19 protein-coding genes and 1 pseudogene are annotated in these 19,693 nt (G+C 65.7%); 9 read left to right on the top strand and 11 right to left on the bottom strand.

The annotated features are described in order from the left end of the window. Window positions 1–31 precede the first annotated feature (31 nt). On the bottom strand, window positions 32–487 hold the full coding sequence (locus ACQCS0_RS00330; protein WP_282330248.1) for an Lrp/AsnC family transcriptional regulator: 456 nt from the start codon (window positions 485–487) through the stop codon (window positions 32–34). A 105-nt stretch (window positions 488–592) separates the two neighbouring features. On the opposite strand from ACQCS0_RS00330, the gene ACQCS0_RS00335 reads away from it, so the two are divergent. Beyond that, window positions 593–1,246, top strand: a complete 654-nt coding sequence (locus ACQCS0_RS00335; protein ID WP_354155698.1) for a LysE family translocator — start codon at window positions 593–595, stop codon at window positions 1,244–1,246. Between the two features lie 3 nt (window positions 1,247–1,249). Here ACQCS0_RS00335 and ACQCS0_RS00340 read toward each other — a convergent pair whose 3' ends face one another. The 5 genes from ACQCS0_RS00340 to ACQCS0_RS00360 form a co-directional block, all read right to left on the bottom strand. Continuing rightward, a complete protein-coding gene (locus ACQCS0_RS00340; RefSeq protein WP_354155697.1) occupies window positions 1,250–2,215 on the bottom strand; it encodes a hypothetical protein in 966 nt (321 codons plus the stop codon). 35 nt (window positions 2,216–2,250) lie between these two features. Further along, window positions 2,251–2,751, bottom strand: a complete 501-nt coding sequence (locus tag ACQCS0_RS00345; RefSeq protein ID WP_426939970.1) for a DUF456 domain-containing protein — start codon at window positions 2,749–2,751, stop codon at window positions 2,251–2,253. A 120-nt stretch (window positions 2,752–2,871) separates the two neighbouring features. Continuing rightward, complete coding sequence (locus ACQCS0_RS00350) at window positions 2,872–4,071, bottom strand: malic enzyme-like NAD(P)-binding protein (protein WP_354155695.1); 1,200 nt, start codon at window positions 4,069–4,071, stop codon at window positions 2,872–2,874. Between the two features lie 290 nt (window positions 4,072–4,361). Further along, window positions 4,362–4,970: a TetR/AcrR family transcriptional regulator gene (locus ACQCS0_RS00355; protein ID WP_354155694.1), complete on the bottom strand. Its 609-nt coding sequence runs from the start codon at window positions 4,968–4,970 to the stop codon at window positions 4,362–4,364. Between the two features lie 102 nt (window positions 4,971–5,072). Beyond that, entirely contained in the window at window positions 5,073–6,377 is a 1,305-nt protein-coding gene (locus ACQCS0_RS00360) for an MFS transporter (protein WP_354155693.1), read from the bottom strand. 140 nt (window positions 6,378–6,517) lie between these two features. Between ACQCS0_RS00360 and rraA the strand changes: the two genes are divergently transcribed. From rraA to ACQCS0_RS00380, 4 genes and pseudogenes are all read left to right on the top strand, one after another. Continuing rightward, window positions 6,518–7,015 (top strand): ribonuclease E activity regulator RraA, encoded by a 498-nt coding sequence (gene rraA / locus ACQCS0_RS00365; RefSeq protein ID WP_354155692.1) that lies wholly within the window; start codon window positions 6,518–6,520, stop codon window positions 7,013–7,015. 128 nt (window positions 7,016–7,143) lie between these two features. After that, window positions 7,144–8,793, top strand: a complete 1,650-nt coding sequence (locus ACQCS0_RS00370; RefSeq protein ID WP_354155691.1) for an MDR family MFS transporter — start codon at window positions 7,144–7,146, stop codon at window positions 8,791–8,793. A gap of 95 nt (window positions 8,794–8,888) precedes the next feature. Then, window positions 8,889–9,202: pseudogene (locus tag ACQCS0_RS00375) on the top strand (MFS transporter); the annotation flags it as partial. Window positions 9,203–9,234: 32 nt separating this feature from the next. Beyond that, complete coding sequence (locus ACQCS0_RS00380; protein WP_354155705.1) at window positions 9,235–9,456, top strand: hypothetical protein; 222 nt, start codon at window positions 9,235–9,237, stop codon at window positions 9,454–9,456. 109 nt (window positions 9,457–9,565) lie between these two features. On the opposite strand, the gene ACQCS0_RS00385 is transcribed toward ACQCS0_RS00380, so the two are convergent. From ACQCS0_RS00385 to ACQCS0_RS00395, 3 genes are read right to left on the bottom strand one after another with little or no spacing between them, the layout of a single operon-like run. After that, entirely contained in the window at window positions 9,566–10,729 is a 1,164-nt protein-coding gene (locus tag ACQCS0_RS00385; RefSeq protein WP_354155690.1) for a mannitol-1-phosphate 5-dehydrogenase, read from the bottom strand. Beyond that, entirely contained in the window at window positions 10,729–12,783 is a 2,055-nt protein-coding gene (locus tag ACQCS0_RS00390) for a PTS mannitol transporter subunit IICBA (protein WP_354155689.1), read from the bottom strand. Before ACQCS0_RS00390 ends, ACQCS0_RS00385 begins: the two co-directional genes overlap by 1 nt. A 49-nt stretch (window positions 12,784–12,832) precedes the next feature. Next, complete coding sequence (locus tag ACQCS0_RS00395; RefSeq protein ID WP_354155688.1) at window positions 12,833–13,561, bottom strand: TetR/AcrR family transcriptional regulator; 729 nt, start codon at window positions 13,559–13,561, stop codon at window positions 12,833–12,835. A 159-nt stretch (window positions 13,562–13,720) separates the two neighbouring features. Here ACQCS0_RS00395 and ptsP point away from each other — a divergent pair, with 159 nt between their 5' ends. Beyond that, window positions 13,721–15,406, top strand: coding sequence for a phosphoenolpyruvate--protein phosphotransferase (ptsP, locus tag ACQCS0_RS00400; RefSeq protein WP_354155687.1), 1,686 nt, complete (start codon window positions 13,721–13,723; stop codon window positions 15,404–15,406). A 61-nt stretch (window positions 15,407–15,467) separates the two neighbouring features. Beyond that, window positions 15,468–15,746: an HPr family phosphocarrier protein gene (locus ACQCS0_RS00405; protein WP_354155686.1), complete on the top strand. Its 279-nt coding sequence runs from the start codon at window positions 15,468–15,470 to the stop codon at window positions 15,744–15,746. Here the strand turns inward: ACQCS0_RS00405 and ACQCS0_RS00410 are convergent. Then, complete coding sequence (locus ACQCS0_RS00410) at window positions 15,712–16,497, bottom strand: alpha/beta hydrolase (RefSeq protein WP_354155685.1); 786 nt, start codon at window positions 16,495–16,497, stop codon at window positions 15,712–15,714. The genes ACQCS0_RS00405 and ACQCS0_RS00410 overlap by 35 nt on opposite strands. 50 nt (window positions 16,498–16,547) lie before the next feature. Here ACQCS0_RS00410 and ACQCS0_RS00415 point away from each other — a divergent pair, with 50 nt between their 5' ends. Continuing rightward, the gene (locus tag ACQCS0_RS00415; RefSeq protein ID WP_354155684.1) at window positions 16,548–16,943 is read left to right on the top strand and encodes a helix-turn-helix domain-containing protein; all 396 of its coding nucleotides are present in this window, start codon (window positions 16,548–16,550) and stop codon (window positions 16,941–16,943) included. 51 nt (window positions 16,944–16,994) lie between these two features. Here the strand turns inward: ACQCS0_RS00415 and ACQCS0_RS00420 are convergent, their stop codons facing one another. Then, a complete protein-coding gene (locus ACQCS0_RS00420) occupies window positions 16,995–18,212 on the bottom strand; it encodes a helix-turn-helix domain-containing protein (RefSeq protein ID WP_354155683.1) in 1,218 nt (405 codons plus the stop codon). A gap of 233 nt (window positions 18,213–18,445) precedes the next feature. Here ACQCS0_RS00420 and ald point away from each other — a divergent pair, with 233 nt between their 5' ends. Further along, window positions 18,446–19,564, top strand: coding sequence for an alanine dehydrogenase (gene ald / locus ACQCS0_RS00425; protein WP_354155682.1), 1,119 nt, complete (start codon window positions 18,446–18,448; stop codon window positions 19,562–19,564). Window positions 19,565–19,693 lie beyond the last annotated feature (129 nt).

The following is a 19,693-nucleotide window of genomic DNA, read 5'->3' on the forward strand; positions in this document are numbered from 1 at the left end:
GGCGTGGGGCGGCCGGCGCGATGAGCGCGCGCTACACCGGCGGCCCTGCATTGGACTTCAGGTTCTTCATCACCAGCGTGGAGGTCAGTCGCTCAACCCCGGGCAGTGACGTGAGCTCGGCGTCGTAGAAGCGCTGGTAGCCGGGCAGGTCCTCGGCGATGACCTTCAGTAGGTAGTCCGGGGAGCCGAAGAGCCGCTGCGCCTCCACGATGTTCGGATTGTCCGCCACTCGGTTCTCAAAGATCTCCATGGTGGAACGGTCCACCTGGCGCAAAGTGACAAACACAATGGCCTCGAAACCCAGCCCGACGGCGGCTGGGTCGATGTCCGCTTTGTAGCCGCGGATCACCCCCGACGTCTCGAGGTCCCGTAGCCTCCGGTGGCACGGCGCCACCGTGAGCCCGACCTTCGCGGCCAGGGCCGTGGCAGTTATCCGGCCATCCTCCTTGAGGTGGCGCAAGATATTTCTATCGATATGGTCAATCACGCAAATATCTTACCAATTCCGGCTCGAATCGAGCGAAAAGGGTAAGCACTTATGGCCGGAAACTTCATAAGGTTTGTCCTGTACCTAATCGGACAGGAGCCCGCCATGAATCCCCAGTTGTTTTTCGCCTTCGTGCTGGTGGCGATCGCCCTCGCCTGTACCCCCGGCGTGGACTGGGCATACTCCATCACGGCCGGTCTGCGGCAGCGCAGCTTTGTCCCGGCCGTGGCCGGACTTTGCGGCGGCTACGTCCTGCATACACTGCTGATGGTGGCAGGTCTCGCGGCCCTGCTGTCCGGCCTGCCGGGCGTTCTGGGCTGGCTTACGGTGGCCGGGGCGTGCTACCTGCTGTGGTTGGGCATCAGCACCCTTCGTTCCTGGCGAGGCGCCTCCTTCAGTGCAGCAGACGCCACCGGGAAGCCCACCAACCAGCTGCACACTTTCCTTCAGGGCATGGGCACCAGCGGCATCAACCCCAAGGGGCTGCTGTTCTATGTGGCGCTGGTGCCGCAGTTCGTCAGCCCGGAGGCCTCTCTCCCGGTCCCTGTCCAGTCCGGCCTGCTGGGCCTGACCTTTGTCTTGCTGGCCGGAACCGTCTACACCTTTGTGGCGCTGTTGGCCCGCAAACTCCTGCAGTCCCGGCCCGGCGCCGCGCGGACAGTCACTCTTGCCAGCGGTATCATCATGGTTGCGCTGGGGGTCGGGCTCCTCTCAGAGCAGCTGGTTCCCCTGGTTGCCGGGCTCACCGCTCAGGCGTAACGCCTATTTCCCGTCCAGGTTGTCCCATTCCTGCTCCCACAACCGGCGCTCGTCAACGTCCTTGCGGATGACTTCGAACGTCTCCAGCGCTGCTGGCCGGCCGCGGAGCCAGTCCCGCGGATTGAGTGACTTGCGGCCGTTGTCCAGCACCAGCAGGGCGCGGTCGGTGAGGGCGTCGTTGCGGAGCACCGCGTCCGTTTTCCGGCGACGAAGGACCTCCTTCAGGGCGTCGTGCGCTTGCGCGTGGGCTCCGAGCCGCCGCAACGCGCGCCCGCGGAGCAACAGGAGGGCCGCCGAAAGGTCGTCGGAGTTCAGCAGGCCCTCGGTCCAGATCACCACTTCCTTGTCGCGTCCCAGCGCGAACGCCAGCGCGCAGCGCGCCAGCGCTGTAGGCAACGACGGCGGTAGCCCGGCCACCGTCTGCAGCGCGGCTTCCAGCCGCCCCGTCTCCCGCAGGGAGTGCGACAGGGCCAGGAAGACCGATTCCTGGCTGAACAGCACGGGGACCTCGATGCGCTCGGCAACCTCCACCCGGGTGACCACCCGCGTGAGGTACGTGGCCGCGTACTGGTTGGCGTCGTCGTCGTTCCTGATCGACAGGCCCCGCTGGAGGAGTTCGGACCCGCGCAGGTAGCCGCCGTGCTGGTACGCCAGGAGGCCAGCCATCACGGAACATAGTCCGGCCCAGCCCGGATACGCGCGGCCCACGGCGATGAGCCGCTCTGGTTCCCTACTGCTGAAGATGGCATCGTGCACGGCCTTGGCCGCTTTTCCGGGCATCAGCTTGAGCCTGGGGACCTCGCCGTCCACGGCGATCAGCGCGGCGTCCCGGCCGCCCAGCACACCGTGGATCAGCCCGCCCACGCTGCCGGCGAGCTCCCGGACGGGGGTCTGCATGTGGGCACTCCCGAACGGCGTCAGGTCACGGGCGTCCCGGTAGATCGGTCCTCTGAAATCCCCCGCGGTCATCTCTCCATGCTACGTGGCAGACCTATGTGCGCGAGCTATGTGGCAGCGGCGACCCAGAGCCCGATCACCCAGGTGCTGGCCGCAAGGCACGCCAGCCCGAACTCCACCAGCATGCCCAGCCCGGTCGCTTTGAGGGCGGCCCAGCTGGTGGACGTTGCCGTGCCGAGGTTCCGGGTGCGGACGAATTCACTGAGCAGCAGGCCGGCGGCGAAGCCCACGAAGAGCCCCACCACCGGGATGATGAACATGCCGGCCACACCCGCGGCCAGGCCGACTACCACGCTGTGGTTTGGGATGCTGTGCTGCCTGAGCTTCCGTCCGGTCAGTACGGCGCTGGCTGCCATGCCAGCCAGCACAAACACCATTCCCACCGCGAAGACCACCCAGCCCGTGGTCCCGGCGCCGCCCCAGATGGCCCACGCCAGCAGGCTGAGCCCGATCAGGAAGCTGCCGGGCAAGATGGGGATGATGGTGCCCGCCACCCCGACCAGGATCGCCAGGCCGCACAGGATGCTGACCGCGGTTTCGGAGTTCATGAGCCCCAGTTTAGGGCGGCGGGGCGGTCGGCTTCGCCGCTTAACGCCCGACGGCGGCGCGTCCCCCTTGCGCGGGGAGGCACCACCGTCGGGCGTTGCGGCAGTGTGTGGCTGCGGAGGTTACTCGGCTTCCACGGCAGCGGCGACGGCCGCCGTCACTGCCGGGGCAACGCGCGGATCCAGCGGGCTGGGCACGATGTAGTCCACCGAGAGGTCAGCTTCCGCGAGCTCGGCAATGGCGCGGGCCGCGGCAAGCTTCATGGCGGGCGTGATCCGGCGGGCACCGGCGTCCAGCGCACCGCGGAAGATTCCGGGGAAGGCCAGGACGTTGTTGATCTGGTTGGGGAAGTCGCTGCGGCCGGTGGCCACCACGGCGGCGTACTTGACGGCCACCTCGGGCAGGACTTCGGGGTCCGGGTTGGAGAGGGCGAACACGATGGAAGCGGCGTTCATCAGCTTGAGGTGCGCCTCGTCCAGCTTCGAGGAGGAAACCCCGATGAACACGTCAGCACCGAGCAGCGCTTCGCCGGGGCCGCCCGTGACACTGCGGGGGTTGCTGCGCTCTGCCATCTGGGACTTCTTGCTCTGCGGGTCGGCGGCGACGTCGGCCCGCTCCCGGTTGATGACGCCCTTGGAGTCGAGCAGGACAACATCCGTGATGCCGGCGGCGAGCAGGATTTCGGCGACGGCGATGCCGGCGGCTCCGGCGCCGGAAACCACTACGCGGAGGTCTGCGAGTTCGCGGCCGGTGACCTTGGCGGCGTTTGTCAGGGCGGCGAGGGCCACTACGGCGGTGCCGTGCTGGTCGTCGTGCATGACCGGGCAGTCCAGGGCTGCGATGAGCTTTTCTTCGAGTTCGAAGCATCGCGGCGCCGAGATGTCCTCGAGGTTGACCGCGCCGAAGCTCGGGCGGAGACGGACCAGGGTTTCCACGATCTCGTCAACGTCCGTGGTGTTCAGCACCAGGGGAATGGAATCGAGCTCACCGAAGGTCTTGAACAGGGCGGACTTGCCTTCCATCACGGGCAGTGAGGCGGCCGCGCCGATGTTGCCCAGGCCCAGCACCGCGGTGCCGTCGCTGACTACAACCACCAGGCGCTGCGCCCAAGTGAGGGTCTTGGCAAGTTCCGGGTTGTTGTGGATTGCTCGGCTGACCTCGGCTACACCGGGGGTGTAGGCGATGGACAGGTCCCGCTTGTTGGACAGCGGGACCGTGCTGGTCACCGAAAGTTTGCCGCCCTGGTGGGCCTCGAAGATCTCGGCCTCGGTCAGGGCAGTTGCAGCTGAATGGTCTGTAGGTGCGATTACGTCAATGGACACGTCGTTGTCTCCTGGTGCTAGCCGTGGGCGCACGGCGCGTAAGGGCTTAAGCGCAGGGAGGCTCAAGGTGGTCATGTTCGGCGCTTCGTGGACCCAATGATGGCGGGCCCGGTGTGAAGCCCTTGCAGATGCGGGTTGCCAGCCACTCCGGTCCTGCAATACTAAACAGCGCTCACGCCCCCGAAAGCGCATTCGGTGGTCCCAAGGCGTGCCAAATCGTTTAATCAGGCGCTTTTGTGACCCACATCACCGAATAAAGACGAATTTCTTGGTTCTCTGGTCTAGACCAGTTACGCGGATCGATGGGCGGCGCGGGCCCCGGCAGCCACCGGAGCAAGCAGCGTGCAGGCCTTTTTGAGGTCCTCTTCGGCCTCAAAAAGCGATAGCCGGCGGTTGCGGACGGACTGGACCAGACCAGTGACGGTCAGCAGGAGCACCCGGGCCGCTACGGCGTCGTCGGAGGCGATGGCCACCGCCGTTTCGCTCAGCGCATCGATTTCATGCAGGAGTTCCGTGGTGTCCTTGTCCTTGAGGTAGACGCAGCGGCGCAGGCACTGCTCGACTGCCGGCTGCATCACCCGCATATGGAAAATTTCCATGACCACACCGGCGAGGGCCTTGCCACCGAAGCTGGCCGCTGATGTGCGGGCCCGGCCCTGAAGCTCGTCCAGCTGCTGGCGGTAGAGGGACAGCATCAGGTGGTTGGCGGTGGGGAAATACCGGTAGACGGTTCCCAGCGGCACGCCGGACTTTTCCGAAATTTCCGCGAGGTCCACGGACTCCAGCCCCTTGCGGGCACACCCTGCGGCAGATTCCAGGACGCGCGTGTAGCGCAGCCGCTGGCGCGGCGTGGAGGGCCGGGCGGCCATGGACGGATGGGCTGAAAGTGTCTCGGGCATCAGAATTCCGGGGTTGTGTTCTCATGGTGCAGCGGCAGGGAGAGTCCTCATCCCCCGGGCGTGCAGTCCGCCTCAACTATACGGCACGGGCAAATGCCGAAATCAGTCGACCCCCTTGATTTTGACCACGAATACGGCTCCCAGCAGGCCGATGATGGCCGCCGTGATGAACAGCGTGAGGTACCCGCCGAAGTACGTCACGGCAAGGAATGCGAGGACGGGCGCGAACACCTGGGGCAGCGAGTTGGCGACGTTGATGACGCCCATATCCTTGCCACGATCGGCAGCCTGCGGCAGCACCTGCGTCAGCAGCGCGAAGTCGACGGCAAGGTAGGCGCCGAACCCCACGCCCAGGATGCCGGCTCCGATAAGGGCGCCGGTCCACACCGGGAAGAAGGCCATTGTCAGGCCCGCGACGGCAATGGTGGCGGAGGACCCGATCACAAACGGCTTCCGCCGGCCCAGCCGGTCGCTCCACGGCCCCGCAATCACCGCAGTAATCATCACCATCACCGCGTAAACGCCGGTTAATGTCAGGACGCCCAGGGCCGGGTCCTCGTGCTTGAGGACGTCCCGGAGGAAAAAGAGCAGGTAGACGATGGTCATCTGGTTGCAGACGTTGACCAGGAAGCGGGTGAGCCAGGCCCAGGCGAAGTCCGGGTAGCGGGCCGGGCTGATCCAGAAGCCGCGCAGGAAACTGCCCCAGGTGAACGGTGGGCGGGCTTCACGCGGGAGCGGCGGATCGTTCCGGTGGAAGAGGTATGGCAGCACGGAGAACAGCAGGGCAGCTGCACACATGGTGTACCCCACCATGAAGTTTCCCGAGACCACGGCCCCGAAGACCGCGCCGAGGAGGATGCCCACGGTCTGGCCCATGGCCGCCAGGCCTCCCACGCCACCGCGCTGCGCCACCGGCACCCGGTCCGGGACAGCGGCGGTGATGGCAGCGTACGCAGCGTTGGCGCCCAACTGGACCAGACACCAGAACAGGACCATCAGGGCCACAACGGTGGCACCGGACATCGCCAGCAGGGCAGCGGTGGCCAGGATGGCGCCCGCCAGAACCCAGGGCGCACGCCGGCCGAAGCCTGCGACCGTCCGGTCGGACAGTGCACCGAACAGCGGATTGGCCACCAGCGACACGGCGGCGCCGCACCCTGTCACGAGAGACAGGATGGCTTCCTTGTTGGCTTCGTCGATGCCGATGGCCTGCTGGCCGATAAAAATGTTAATGGGACCAAAGAAGGCCGCGTTAATGCCGACGTTGACCAGCACCAGCCCGGTGACCCAGCGCGCGGTGACCTTCGTCGTCGGCTCGGCGAGGGCCGCCGTCAAGCTTTCCGGGCCCGTCCCGGGAACCGACGAAGCGCTGGGATCCGGCGCTGCGGGTGTGTCGGACAGGCTCATGCTGGTTCCCCCTGGAACGGTTGGTGATTCTGAAAATCAGACTATCGTGGGCTGCATCGCCCCGCTTGTTATACGGCGCCTGCCTTGTGCGGCTATGCACAGCGGGCAGTCCACCACGACATTGCACACCTGGAGATCCAATGACCGCATCTGCTGCAGGCAACACCACCAGCCCCGTCAACACCGCGGACCTGTACGACGAACGCGGCGAGGAACTGGCGTCCGTCTCACTCCAGTTCCAGTCCTTCGGCGGCCGTTCACACTTCAGCGGCCCCGTGCGGACCATCCGCTGCTTCCAGGACAACGCCCTCGTCAAGTCCACACTGGCCACCCCCGGCAACGGCGCCGTGCTGGTGGTGGACGGCAGCGGTTCGCTGGGCACCGCACTGATGGGGGACATGATCGCCGAGACCGCCGTCGCGAATGGCTGGGCCGGCGTCGTGATCAATGGCGCCATCCGCGACCGCGAGGCGATCGCCCAACTGGATCTTGGCGTCAAGGCGCTGGGCAGCAACCCGCGCAAGAGCGCCAAGACCGGCGCCGGAGAGGTTGACGTGGATGTAGTGCTCGACGGCGTGACCTTCCGTCCCGGCGTCAGCGTCTGGTGCGATCCGGACGGCATCCTCGTGGAGCGCTGATTGGGTCCCCCGGCTGCGGGGGTGGGACGGGCTTGAAAAGAAATATCTGGCAGCGGGAATGAAGCGGGGACTTATATAGTTACTGAAAGCAACTATCAAGCGTGATCCCTTTCTTTCCTGGAGAAGCCATGTCCAAAACAACCGCTGTGCGTGCCGCCGGCGAAACCCTGACACAGCGTCAGATCGTCACCGTGATGGTGGGGCTGATGCTGGGCATGTTCCTGGCATCGCTGGACCAGACCATTGTGTCCACTTCCATCTACACCATCGCCAACGACCTCGACGGGCTGTCCCTGCAGGCGTGGGCCACCACCGCCTACCTCATCACCTCTACCGTCAGCACGCCGCTGTACGGCAAGCTGAGCGATATTTTCGGCCGCCGTCCGCTGTACCTGATCGCCATCGTCATTTTCCTGGCCGGCTCGCTCTATGCCGGTTCAGTGCATTCCATGACGGAACTGGCCATCGCCCGCGGCGTCCAGGGCCTGGGCGCCGGCGGCCTGCTGGCCCTCGCGTTGACCATCATCGGGGACATCGTGTCCCTCAAGGAGCGGGCCAAGTACCAGGGCTACTTTATGTCGGTGTTCGGCATCTCATCCGTGCTCGGCCCGGTGGTGGGCGGCGCGTTCGCAGGGTCCGCCAACATCCTCGGCTTTGACGGCTGGCGCTGGGTGTTCTTCATCAACCTGCCCATCGGCCTGGCAGCTCTGACCGTGGTGTTTATGTTCCTGCACCTGCCGGCCAAGCATGTGAAGCAGAAGATCGACTACTTCGGCGCAGCAGCCATCACGCTCGCCATCGTCCCGCTGCTGCTGGTGGCGGAACAGGGCCGCAGCTGGGGCTTTACGTCGCTGAACTCCTTCCTCTGCTACGGCCTCGGCGCTGTGGGCATCATCTGGTTCCTGCTGGCTGAAAAGCGCGCCGGGGACTACGCCCTGATCCCTCTCCGGCTCTTCAGGAACGCTACCTTCGGCCTGTCCTCGCTGCTGAACTTCATCATCGGCATCGGCATGTTCGGCGCCATCGCCATGCTGCCCATGTACCTGCAGCTGGTCAAGGGCCTCACACCCACCGAAGCCGGCCTGATGATGATCACCTTCACACTGGGCATCCTGACCGGTTCCATCACGGCAGGCCGTACCATTTCGGCGTCGGGCACGTACCGGATCTTCCCGATCGTGGGTACGGGGATCCTCACCGCCGCCGCCCTGACCATGGGCCTGTCCCTGGGCGTGGACACGGGCTTGTGGGTTCCCGGCGTGATCGCCGTGTTCTTCGGCATGGGACTGGGTTTCTGCATGCAGCCGCTCACCCTGGCCATGCAGGTCTCCGTGCCTCCGAAGGACATGGGCGTGGGCACGTCCTCCGCCGCGTTCTTCCGCTCCATGGGCGGTGCTGTGGGAACGGCCGTGTTCATCTCCATGCTGTTCAGCCTGGCCGCAAGCCGGATCGCCGACACCATGAAGTCAGCCGTGTCCAGCTCCGACTACCAGGCCGTGCTGCGCGACCCGGCCGTCGCGGCGGACCCGGCCAACGCCAAGCTCTACGAGTTCTTCCAGAACGGGGCATCCAACGAATCACTCAATGACACCAGTTGGCTGCACTCGGCCAACAGCGTGCTCACGCGGCCCATTACGGAAGGCTTCGCGTACGCGATCGACACCGTGATGATCACCGCGGCCGTCCTCACCGGGATCGCGTTCCTCATCAGCTTCGCGCTGCCGAACAAGAAGCTGACGGACCCGAAGGTGGCCAAGGAGTCCGTCCCGGCGCATTGACTGCCCTGTTCCGGGACTGAAGACGACGACGGCGGGGCGGCCCGCCGCCAAGGAGCAGACAACCGCCAAGATCCCGCAGCAGGTGATCTTGGCTGGCCCTCGCAGGCTCGGTAGGCGGCGTCCTGTTCGGCTTCGCCTTCGGCGTCTGGAACCTGATTTTCTGGCGCCTGGTGGGTGGCCTGGGCATCGCTGCAGCAGCTGGCCATCACCACCGGTATTTTCGCCGCGCTCCTGTCCGACGCACTCTTCGCCACCACCGCCGGCGGCGCTGTCCGGCCAGAAGGGCTCGCTCACCATCTCGGTGGCAACCTCCATCACCAACATCCTGGTCACGCTGGTGGCCATCGCCCTGGTGGAACGGATCGGCCGCCGGCCCATCCTCCTGGCAGGCTCCATCGGCATGGCTGTCTGCCGGCAACAACTCTGCGGACAGGAATCATTGTGGGCGCCGTCGGCGCCGTCTCGATCATCCTTGCACCTCAAATCATGCAAACACTGCTGTTCGGGCCGGCCTACTCACAGGCGCTGGGCATGGTCCTGCAAATAGTCTTCCAGCTGGTCACCCTGTTTTTCCTGCCGTTTTCCGCTGCCTTGATAGCCGCCTCACTGGTCATGCCCCATCTGGACGGTGCGCTTGCCCTGGCGACGAAGGCGGACTCCTGATGCGCGCGGGTCACCAAAACAGGTAATGCACGACGCCGGCACTCAGGTGAGTGCCGGCGTCGTGATTGCGAGAGGGTTTCCGAAAAACCCGCAGGAAGTGAGAGAGGGTTTAGGCGGGTGCCTTGGCCTCTTCCGCCTGGCGTTCTTCCACCAGAGTGGACACGGCTGCGAACAGGGGGTGCTCCGGGGCCAGCCCGGTGATCCTGGCCGTGGCGTCTTGCGCCGATGAGGACCCAAGGATCTGCGCGATCTCGGTAGCCTCGGCGTCAGCGGGGTCGCTGAAGCGCAGTGCCGCGGCGATGGCACCCAGGAGCGCCTCGGGCACGATCCCGCGTTCGGCCAGTTCAGCCGCGGGGCCGATGAACCGTTCGTGCCGGCTGAGCTTGCGCATGGGGGCGCGGCCCACCCGGTTCACGGTGTCGGGCAGGTGCGGGTTGGAGAACCGGGCCAGGATCTTCTGGACATAGGCTTCCTGCTCGTCGTTGTTGAAGCCGTGCTTGGCCACGAGGAGCTGCTTGGTCTCTTCCAGGACCGCGCGGACGTCCTCTGCCACGTCCTGGTCGGCCATGGCGTCGGAGAGTTTCTCGAGGCCTGCTTCGAACCCGAAGTACGCGGCGGAGGCGTGGCCGGTGTTCACGGTGAAGAGCTTCCGCTCGATGTAGGGCGAGAGCTCGTCCACAAACGTTGCGCCCGGAATCACCGGCGCAGCATCGCCGAATGCGGTCCTGTCGATGACCCACTCGTAGAACGTCTCCACGGTGACGTCCAGGCCCTGCCCCGGCTCCTGGTTGGGCACAATCCGGTCCACGGCGGTGTTCGCAAACACCGCAAGGGAATCCAGGGGGCCGGCGGCGTCGTCCCAGAGCGCGCCGACTTCGGCCCGCAGGATGTCCGTGGCGTTGATGGCGTTCTCGCAGGCCATGACCTGCAGCGGCGCCAGCCCGGCAGCCCGCGCCGCGATGCCCTTGGTAATGGCGGGCGCCACGAACTTCAGGATGTGTGGCCCCACGGCGGTGGTGACGATGTCCGCCGTCGCGATTTCCCGTACCAGCTCCGCTTCCTGCGTGCCGGAGTTCAGCGCGCGGAAGTTGTCCACCGTCCGGAGGGTGGGGTTCTCCCCCACCTCGTGGACGTTGTAGCTGTCTGCGGCCGCCAGCTGGTCGATAAGCGCGTCCGCGACATCCGCGAACACCACCTCATAACCGGCTTGGTGCAGCAGCAGCCCCACAAAGCCGCGGCCGATGTTCCCGGCTCCGAAATGTACTGCCTTCACTATGCGTTCACCTTTCCGAACAGCTCCAGGACTTCCTCAGCGGACGTGGCTGCTTCCAGCTGGGCCACCTGGGCATTGTTGGTGAAGACCTTCGCGATGGAGGAAAGGATGTGGAGGTGTTCGTTGTTGATGCCCGCCACGCCAACCACGAACTTGACCTGCTTGCCGTCCCAGTCGATGCCGTCCGGGTAGCGGATGACTGACACCGCGGACTTCAGGATGTGGTCCTTGGCGGCGTTGGTGCCGTGCGGGATGGCCAGGAAGCTGCCCATGTAGGTGGACACGGATTCCTCGCGTTCGTGCATGGCCGCGAGGTAGCCCTCGTCCACGGCACCTCGGGCCAGGAGGAGCTGCCCGGCTTCGTCGATGGCGGCGTCGCGGGAAGTGGCGGTGCCGTTGAGGATGACGCTGTCGGCCACGAGGATGTCCGACGGCGCCGCAGTCTCCGCAGCCGCGACTGGTGCCGTACCGCTGCCAACGGCCGGTACCGCGTCCACTGGGGCACTGGCGACGTGGGCCCCGTGGCCGGCAGCAGCACCGGCGTCGGGCGTTGCGCCTTCGGTGTTGTGCTCCTTGACCAGCTCCACAATCTCGTCATACCGCGGGCTGTTCATGAAGTTATCCACGGAGAAGTGCGCAGCACTGGAGGTGACGGGCTTGGCGCGCTCGGTCAGGTCCTGGTGGGTGATCACAACGTCGTAGGTGTCGCTGAGGTTGGCGATAGCGGCGTTGGTGACCTTGACTTCCGGGAACCCGGCCGCCTTGATCTTGTTCCGCAGCACGGATGCTCCCATGGCACTGGAGCCCATACCGGCGTCGCACGCGAAGACGATGTTCTTGATGGGGCCGGCGAGGACGGCCGTGCCCACCCCTGAACCAGCGCCGCCGCCGCCGGTCAGCATGGATGAGATGGAGCTCTTTTTGCCCTTCATGGCTTCCATCTTGGATGTGGCGTCGGTCAGTTCCGTCTCGTCGCTGTGCTTGGTGGTCTTCAGAATCACCGAGGCCACCAGGAAGGACACCGCGGTAGCAAGCAGAACCGCGAGTATCACTCCGACGTAGCTGTCACGGGAGGTCTGGGCGAGTACTGCGATGATCGAGCCAGGCGCAGCCGGCGCTACCAGCCCGGAGCCGGTGACGGCCAAGGTGGCAATACCCGTCATGCCGCCGGCGATCGCGGCCAGGATCAGCAGCGGGCGCATCAGGACGTACGGGAAGTAGATTTCGTGGATGCCGCCAAAGAAGTGGATGATGGCGGCACCAGGGGCGGAGCCCTTGGCGAGGCCGCGGCCGAAGAACATGTACGCCAGCAGGATGCCGAGGCCCGGACCGGGGTTCGCCTCGAGCAGGAAGAGGATGGACTTGCCCTGTTCCAGCGACTGCTGGATGCCCAGCGGAGTCAGCACGCCGTGGTTGATGGCGTTGTTCAGGAACAGCACCTTGGCAGGTTCAATGAAAATGCTGGTAAGCGGCAGGAGGCCGTTGTTGACCAGGAACTGGACCACGTTCCCGGCCCCGGTGCTGAAGGCCTGGACCAGCGGCGAGATGCCGTAGAAGCCCAGCATCGCCAGCAGCGCACCCCAGATACCGGCGGAGAAGTTGTTCACGAGCATTTCGAAGCCCGGGCGGATCTTGCCCTCCCACAGGAGATCGATCTTCTTCATGGTCCAGCCGCCCAGGGGGCCCATGATCATGGCGCCGATGAACATCGGGATGCCGGCGCCGACGATCACGCCCATGGTGCCGATCGCGCCCACCACACCGCCGCGGACGTCGTAGACCATCCGGCCGCCGGTGTAGGCGATCAGGAGCGGCAGCAGGTACTTGATCATAGGACCAACCAGGCCTACATAGGGAACTCCCTCGGCATTGGTGCCGAAACCGCCAAGGGCAGGTACGGGAATCCAGCCCTTCTCAATGAAGAGGGCGGTAATAAGGCCCCAGGCGATGAACGCGCCGATGTTGGGCATGATCATTCCGGACAGGAACGTCCCGAACTTCTGGACGCCGACCCGCACGCTGGTGCGGGGTTTTGCAACTGTCTGTGTTGCCATGTGCTTTCCTAACCGTCATTCCTGCGGCTGTGCAGGCTGGATTCGATACTTACGACGACGTGCTGGTAGAGATACGGTGAAGCCATTCGAGGAAAAGTTTGAGTTCCGAGCTGGAGAGCTGGTCGGAGTGCGATGCCTGAAGCGCGGCATTCAGGGCAATCGCTGCCACCACCACAGAGGACCTTGCGGAGTCTTCCGTGGCCGCCCCTTCGGCTTGTGCCGCGGACACCGCAAAGATCATGGCGTCCCGGGTCATGGTGGACAGTTCGAGGTTACGTTCGGCGGCGGGCTCCGCAATCAGCATGAGCGTCACACCCACATTGGCGGCCAGGATAGACCTGGCCGCTTCCCGTGGCTGGACATTCAGCTGGCCCGCTGCCGCAGCCTTGTTCAGCATCTCCTCCATCAGCGCCTCGGCATCGGCGACGATGGCGGGGCGGCTTTCGGGGCGGATATTGCCGAACATCACCAGGTACAGTTCCGGCTGCTTAAGTCCGAACTGGACGTGGTTGTCCCACATCCTCCGGATATCCTCCAATGGATTTCCGGACGGGGCGAAGTCTCTTTCGCCCGCGACATACTCCTCAAAACCTGCGGTGACGACGGCGTCGAAAAGGCCTTCCTTGTCACCGAAGTGGTGGTACAGGGTGGGCGCCGTTACCCCTGCCAGCTGCGTGATCTGGCGAGTGGACACGGATGCTCCGGCGGATTTTGCAAGCAACTCGGCGGCTGCATGCAATAGCCGCATTTTGGGGGGAAGCTGGCCATCCAAACTCATAGCCGCTACCCTATCACCTATAGCATTGCTATATGAACTGAATCACATATAATTTTTTCAGGCACGTTTCCGCCCTCGCACATAGTGGTCGCGGCGGCCCCGGCATGGCGCCGGAGAACCTAGGCGGGCCTGGCTACCGGCAGAGAATGAGGACCTTCAGTGCAGAACTTCCCAGGAGTTGGCGTCAGCCCCGGCCGCATCATCGGGACCATCCGGCAGATGCCCAAACCGATCAGCGAACCCCCCGCAGGCGAGCAGCTGGCCGGCGGTACCTCCGCCGAGGAAGCCACGGCCTCGCTCAAGGCAGCCTCGCAGGCCGTCCACGACGAACTGAAGGCCCGGGCCGCCCACGCATCCGGAGACGGCAAAGCAGTCCTGGAAGCCACGGCACTGATGGCCAAGGACACCATGCTGATAAAGGGTGCGGCCAAGCTCGTTGCCCGCGGCCTCTCGAGCGAGCGCGCCATCTGGGAATCCGGTTCCTCCGTTGCTGAAATGCTTCACAACCTGGGCGGTTACATGGCCGAACGCGCCACCGACGTCCTGGATGTGCGCGCCCGGATCGTCGCCGAGCTGCGCGGGGTGCCCGCGCCCGGCATCCCTACCTCCAGCACGCCATTCATCCTCGTCGCCGAAGACCTGGCACCGGCGGACACCGCCACCCTGGACCCGAACAAAGTGCTGGCACTCGTTACAGCGGGCGGCGGCCCCCAGTCCCACACCGCCATCATCGCCCGCTCCCTTGGCCTGCCTGCCGTGGTGGCAGCCGTAGGCGTGGACGAACTCCCGGACGGCACGGACGTCTATGTGGACGGCGCGGCCGGCACCATCACGGCTGAGCCCGACGAGTCACTACGTGCCGCAGCGGAAGCATGGGCGGCCACGGCTTCCCTGCTGGCGGAGTTCAGCGGCACGGGCACGACGGCGGACGGCCACCTGGTGCCGCTGCTCGCCAACGTTGGCGGCGGCAAGGACGCCGAGGCGGCCGCGAAGCTGGGCGCCCAGGGTGTGGGCCTTTTCCGCACCGAATTCTGCTTCCTCGAACGGGACTCCGAGCCCAGCGTTGAGGAACAGGCCGCTGCCTACAAAAGCGTTTTTGATGCGTTCCCAGGAAAGAAAGTGGTTCTGCGAACGCTCGACGCCGGCGCCGACAAGCCGCTTCCATTCCTGACCGACTCCACGGAGCCCAACCCGGCCCTGGGCGTCCGCGGCTACCGCACGGACTTCACCACACCCGGTGTGCTGGACCGCCAGCTGGAAGCGATCGCCTTGGCCGAGAAGCAGTCCGAAGCGGACGTGTGGGTCATGGCCCCAATGATCTCGACGGCGCAAGAGGCGGCCCGCTTCGCCTCAATGTGCGCCGACGCCGGCATCAAGACGCCCGGCGTGATGGTGGAAGTGCCTTCCGCCGCGCTCACCGCCGAGGCCATCCTGCGCGAGGTGGGCTTCGCAAGCCTGGGCACCAACGACCTCACCCAGTACGCCATGGCGGCCGACCGCCAGCTGGGCCCCCTGGCCAACCTCAACACGCCCTGGCAGCCGGCCGTGCTGCGTTTGGTGGGATTGACAGTGGAAGGCTCCCGAGCGGAAGGCCACAACAAGCCCGTGGGCGTATGCGGGGAGGCGGCCGCTGACCCGGCCCTCGCCGTCGTACTTACGGGGCTGGGCGTCAACACGCTGTCCATGACCGCGCGGTCCCTGGCCGCTGTGGCCGCGGTACTGAAGACCGTCACGCTGGCAGAGGCGCAGCAGCTGGCCAAACTGGCCCTCTCCGCGCCCAGCGCCACCGAAGCCAAGGCCTGGGTACGGGAAAAGCTGCCCGTCCTCGAAGAGCTCGGCCTCTAAGCGCCTGCAGCTCCAGACAGCCAGCCCACCAACCACCAAGAAGCACCCGCCAGGAGGAACAATGCCAGAACGCATCGCCACCATCGCCAGCCGCTCCGGCCTGCACGCGCGCCCCGCTGCGCTGTTTGCGGACGCCGCCGGAAACGTGGGAGTGGAAGTCACCATCGCCATGCAGGGCGACCCTGAGGACGACGCACTGGACGCTTCGAGCATCCTGTCGCTGATGACTCTGGGCGCCGCCAAGGGCGACGTTGTGGTGCTCCGGGCTGAAGGTGACGGAGCGGACGCGGCCCTGGATTCGCTGGTCAAGCTCCTGGAAACGGACCTCGACGCCGAATAGGGGCCCACCCGGTGATCGCGGCGGCGACCGTCCCCGGGGCAGTGTGCTGGAAAACGTGGCCATGGCCGGGTATCTCCGTCGCGCTGCCCTGGTGGGCCTGGGCGGCCAGCCTCTCGCACCAGTCGCGCCCGGCCACTGGGTCTTGGCTGCCGCGAAGCACCAGCAGCGGCTGGCTGACTCCGCGGATCCTGGCCTCAAGGGGGTACCGCATCATTACGGGCAACTCGGTGAAGTACCAGCGCGGGCCGGCCCGGAAGTAGTCCGCCAAAACGATGGCATTCGCGGACGGGCTCTCGCTGAACATGGCGTCGCGGGTCAACGCCAGCGCCTGCCGCGCAACTGACTTTCGGCGGGGGTCCACCACGGGGCCCATCAGAACTACGCCGGCCACGAGTTCCGGCTCTTGGAGTGCGAGTTCGACGGCATGCTGGGTTCCCATGGAATGCCCGATCACGACGCATGCCGTTACCCCCGCTTCGGCAAGCGCAGCCCGCACGAAAGCAGCATACTCACCCACCGGCACCTGGCGCCGGGGCTTGGGCGCGTCGCCAAACCCTGGGAGATCGAAGGAGTAGACATCAGCTGCGAGCGCCAGCTCCCGGTGCAGCCGCGCGAAGTAGCGGTGGGAAACGCCGATCCCGTGGAGCAGGACATACGTCGGTCGCGCCACATCGCCCACTGGCGCCACGGAACGGTACAGCCTGCCCGCCAGTCCGCCGGATTCAATGTCCTTACCATCACTGAGCCTCACCCCGCGAGCTTACAGCCGCCGCCCGGAAGCGCGCGGGTTAGGCTTCTGGCATGGCACTGATAGCTCCGAGAATGACTGCTGCGCTTCCACCCGAGGACGCAGGGAAACTTCAACGGGCCCTGACGGGCGGCAATGACATCACGGTCTTTGTGGACGGAACCGTCCACCGGCTGACGCCCCAGGCGAGGGACGCCGTCGTGGACATCCTCAGCCGGTTCAGCCGCGGCGAAGCGGTGACCGTGAGCAGTGTGGAGGAAATGCTCACCACATCCCAGGCCGCCGAACTCGCCGGGATTTCCCACACGTACCTGCGCAACATGACCGATCGCGGCGAGATTCCTGTGGAATACCGCGGCACACACCGCCGGATCAGGCTCGCGGCCATCATGGCCTGGCTGGAACGGCAGAAGAAACTGGATCAGCAGGAGAAGCCAGCGCAGGCCTAGCTCAGGGCTGGATCCGGAGTGGGCTGCCCCCGGGGTGGCCGCCTCCGCGCGTTAGATCCGCGGGCGCGACGCCCAGCGCCGCATTTTCAGTGCCGCATGGAGTTCCAGCCGGGACATCCCCCTCAGCGGGTCCACGCCCAGGAGCTGCCGGATGCGGCCCAGCCGGTTGTAGATGCTGCTGCGGTGCAGGTGGAGTTTGGTGGCCACGTCCTGGACCGAACCGTCGTTGTCATAGATGAGCTCCAGAACGGGGAGCAGCTCATCGTTGCGGTCGTGGTCCTCCAGCATTCGCATATAAACGGACCCGGAGTCAGCCCAGGCCCCGGCTCCCCCTCCCGCCGATGCCAGCAGCTGGTACACCCCGGTGGCACGGCAGTCCACCAGTTCGCCGAGCTGGGGGTCCACGGCTGCCGCCTGCGCCGCCAGCCGGGACTGCCCGTACGCCTCGGCAAGCTCCCGCGGCTTGGCAAAACCCTCGCTGATGCCAAGGATGATGCGGTGCACCGGCCGGCCCGAACGCTTGGCCAACTCCAGCTGGTAGTGGACCAGTACCTGGGCATGGTTGGCCCGGCCCACCGTCTCACGGAACAGCACCACCGAGTGGGTTTCCGTGCCGGCGCTGAAAAGTGCCACGTCCACTCCAACCGTCGCCTGCAGCGCCGCCGACCGGTGGATCAGCATGGAGGCGATGGGGTCCGGACCGCCGGCCCAGCCATCGGCGTCGAGCACTGTGACCATCTGCCACGGCCCCTTGCCCTGGATTTCCTTCCACCCCGCCACGGCGGCCACGGCGTTGGCATCGCCTGAACAGGCTGCCAGGAACTCGCGTTCGCGGCCCCTCCTGAACTCGGATTCGGCCGTGTTGGACTCCAGCAGCAGGCCGGAGAGCCGCTCCACCTGAGGTGCCACATCCGGCAACTGCGTGAGGATCGCCGTCGGATTTTCCTCTGCCGAGTCCTGCTGCACCCACAGGTAGCCGACACGGAATCCGCGCACCATCAAGGGAACACACACCCGGCCCAGCATCCCGAGCTCCTGGTTGGCGGGAATCACTACCGGGCGGACCGCCGTGGCGATGCCGTGGGAAAGCTGCCAGGCGCTGACATCGGCCGGGACGCGCTTGCTCAACAGGAAGTTCACCCGGACCCGGTCCGCATGGGACTGGTTGGAGCTGTAAGCGAGCAGCAGTCCGTCAAGGTCCTCCAGGGACAGTCCCCGCCCTAGCTTCTGCGCCACCTGCTCAACGAGTTGTTCCACGTCCTGCTGCATGGGGTAACACTACTGCTCCAGCCAGCATCCCGGCGAACGAACAGCAGGCGACACCTGACGTTCTCACGCTGTACATATGTCGAGCAATGAAACTAGAAAAACCCGAACTGACGCGGAGCCTGGACGCCGCCGGCCTTGCTTTCCTGTCAGTTGGGTCACAACCGGATTTATTCTGGAATCACAACTTCCCCCGCAATTTCGGGCCTACCCGCCCTGAGAATATGGAGCCACAAATGATCATCGGTGTCCCCAAAGAGATCAAGAACAACGAATTCCGCGTCGCCATCACCGCTGCCGGCGTTCACGAGTTCCGCACCCACGGCCACACGGTCCTGGTGGAGCGCGGCGCCGGCCTGGGCTCAGGGATCACGGACGAGGAATACGCGATCGCCGGCGCCGAAATCGTGGCCGAGGCAGATGATGTCTGGGGCCGGGCCGACATGGTCATGAAGGTCAAGGAACCCATCAAGGCCGAGTACCACCGCTTCCGTAAGGGCATGATCCTCTTCACCTACCTCCACCTGGCCGCCGAGCCGGAACTCACGCAGGAACTCATCAACTCCGGCGTCACCGCGATCGCCTACGAGACCGTGCAGGAAGGCCGCACGCTGCCGTTGCTGGCCCCCATGTCCGAGGTTGCCGGGCGCCTTTCCGTGCAGGTAGGCGCCACCTCCCTGATGGCACCCGCCGGCGGCAAAGGCGTCCTGCTGGGCGGCGTACCGGGTGTCCGCCCGGCGAAGGTGGTTGTCCTCGGCGCCGGCGTGGCAGGCACCAACGCCGCCGCGATGGCCCTGGGCCTGGGCGCCGACGTCACCATCCTGGACATCAACATCAACCGCCTGCGCGAACTCGATGCCCAGTACCAGGGCCGGCTCAAGACCGTGGCCTCCAACAAGTACGAGATCGAAAAGTCAGTGGTGGACGCAGACCTGGTGATCGGCTCCGTCCTGATCCCCGGCGCCAAGGCCCCCAAGCTCGTCACCAACGAACTCGTGGCCCGCATGAAGCCCGGCTCCGTGCTGGTGGACATCGCCGTGGACCAGGGCGGCTGCTTCGAGGACACCCACCCCACCACGCACCAGGAACCGACGTACAAGGTCCACAACACGATCTTCTACTGCGTCGCCAACATGCCCGGCGCAGTTCCGAACACCTCCACCTACGCGCTGACCAACGTCACCCTGCGTTACGCAGTGGCCCTGGCCAACCTGGGCGTCCGGGCCGCCTTCGACCGGGACCCGGCCCTCGCCGCCGGCCTGAATATCGCCGGCGGCCACGTGGCACACCACTCCGTCTCCGAGGCACACAACCTGCCCCTCGTGGCGGACTGGCACGAACTGGTTTCTGCGTAGTACTAGGTTCGTCCCGCTGCGCTGGACGACACACATCCTCGGCGTGCTGCTCCTCCGTCGCTAGGGCCCACGCCAGCAGGGTTCCCTGGCCGAGCTTGCGAGGTTGGGGTGCTGGTGGGGAGCACGCTT

This window comes from Pseudarthrobacter sp. S6, from assembly GCF_050156575.1.
Lineage (GTDB): Bacteria > Actinomycetota > Actinomycetes > Actinomycetales > Micrococcaceae > Arthrobacter.